Here is a 1,682-nt window from a genome sequence, read left to right on the forward strand (position 1 = left end):
CGCGTTCCCGAAGTCGTCGACGACGAGCACCGTCCCGTCGACGGCGGTGACGTCGCCGGTGGCCTCGGCGTCACCGTCGTCGGCCGCCGCCGTGCCGGTCCGCTCGACGTCCGGCTCGGGGAGCGTCAGCTCGACGACCGCGTCGGTCCGCGTCAGCGACGGAAGCGAGCCGAGGACGTCCGCGGTGGCCGCGGGGTCGCCGAGGGCGTCGACGCGGCCGAGCGCCTCGCGGATCGTCGCCGCCGCGGGCGCGAACACGTCTCGTCCGTGGAACGTCGCGCTCGCCGGGTCGTCGACGGCGATCCGGTACGCCTGCGGGGTCGATCTATCGTCGGCTCCGGTGCTGCCGTCTGCTTCGACTCCGTCGGCGGCCGTCAGCGCACGCGCGGGCGGGATCGCGAGGCCGTTGTCGGGGGCGACGAGGACGTGTGACCCGGCCTGGACCGCGATCGCGGCGCGATCGGTGCCGACGCCGGGGTCGACGACCGCGCAGTGGACGGCGGGCGGGAACTCGGGCACCAGGAAGCGGAGCCAGAAGGCGGCCGCCCGGGGGTCCCCGCGAGGGAGGTCGTGAGTCAGGTCGATGATCTCGGCGTCGGTCTCTCGACGGACGACGCCTTTCATCGAGGCCGGGTACGGGGATCCGAAGTCGGAGGCGAGCGTGATCATCGTCGGTCGTGCGGCGGGTTCGGGGTCAGTCGTCCCCGTTGGTGTCGGTCTCGGCGATCCGGCGGATGCGGTTGACGCCGTCGATCTCCCTGATGACGTCGACGACCGCGTCCGGGACGAGGTCCTGCCAGTTCCGGCCGTGGATCATCCGTTCGCGCAGCTCCGTGCCCTCCAGGACGTCCCGCCGGAACATCGGCGACTGACGCACCTCGACGCCGGCCTCCTCGAACAGCCGGACGACGAGCGGGTTGTTCGAGTACGCGACGTCGAACCGCGGGGTCATGCTCTGGACGTGGCTCACCCACACCGAGTTGCGTTCGAGGTCCTCGATCGGGACGACGTACGTGGTGACGTCGAGGTTCTCGACGGCCTTGGTCACCATCATCACGCGCTCGCCGGCGGTGAAGGGGTTTCGGGTGGTGTGTGAGTCGCCGGCCGAACCGATTCCCAAGACGAGTTCGTCGACCTCCTCGGCGGTCTCCTCGACCATGTGTCGGTGGCCGTCGTGGAACGGCTGGTACCGCCCGATGTAGAACCCCCGCATGCGCCCACGTAACGCGGGATCGTTTATAAAATCCCCCGAGACCACCGTGGAGCGTAAATCACGGCGTACGAGGCCTCTCTCTGCGCTTTCTAACCTATTGGGATACTCCGCCACGGGGAGAAAGTATATCAGTAGCCATCTCTTCGTCTCATGTAACGACATCCGATTCTATGAGCAACGAAAAGGACACGAACGACCCGACGCCCGACGACGCCGCGGAACCGGACGACGGCGGGTCCGGGGCGGAACCGTCGGGGGCCGACGAGCCACCCACCGACGACGGCGAGACGGGTGGCGGGGACGCCACGACGCCGGACCGTGAGCCCTCGTCCGACGGCGACGCGGCCGAGAGAGCCCCCGCCGACGGCGACGCGGCCGAGAGAGCCCCCGCCGACGGCGACACGTCTGCGGGCGACGCGGCGGATAACGACTCGACCGAGGAGCCCGACGAGCCCGGGGACGGCGACGG

At 70.2% G+C, this 1,682-nt stretch carries 2 protein-coding genes and 1 pseudogene; 1 reads left to right on the forward strand and 2 read right to left on the reverse strand.

Translation table 11 applies throughout. From position 1 onward, the window contains the following. Together GJ633_RS16470 and GJ633_RS16475 are read right to left on the reverse strand one after the other, a co-directional pair. On the reverse strand, positions 1-669 hold a 669-nt coding region (locus tag GJ633_RS16470), incomplete at its 3' end, for an S-adenosyl-l-methionine hydroxide adenosyltransferase family protein (RefSeq protein ID WP_156589628.1). Positions 670-694: 25 nt separating this feature from the next. After that, the gene (locus GJ633_RS16475) at positions 695-1,213 is read right to left on the reverse strand and encodes a nicotinamide-nucleotide adenylyltransferase (protein WP_156589629.1); all 519 of its coding nucleotides are present in this window, start codon (positions 1,211-1,213) and stop codon (positions 695-697) included. Positions 1,214-1,383: 170 nt separating this feature from the next. Here GJ633_RS16475 and GJ633_RS16480 point away from each other — a divergent pair. Next, positions 1,384-1,682, forward strand: a pseudogene (locus tag GJ633_RS16480) (ATP-dependent protease LonB); the annotation flags it as partial.

Source organism: Halorubrum sp. CBA1125 (assembly GCF_009742825.1).
Taxonomy (GTDB): domain Archaea; phylum Halobacteriota; class Halobacteria; order Halobacteriales; family Haloferacaceae; genus Halorubrum.

Bases quoted from the DNA above. Each gene is read 5' to 3' on its own strand.
- GJ633_RS16475 (WP_156589629.1), bottom strand. From the start codon at position 1,213: ATGCGGGGGTTCTACATCGGGCGGTACCAGCCGTTCCACGACGGCCAC.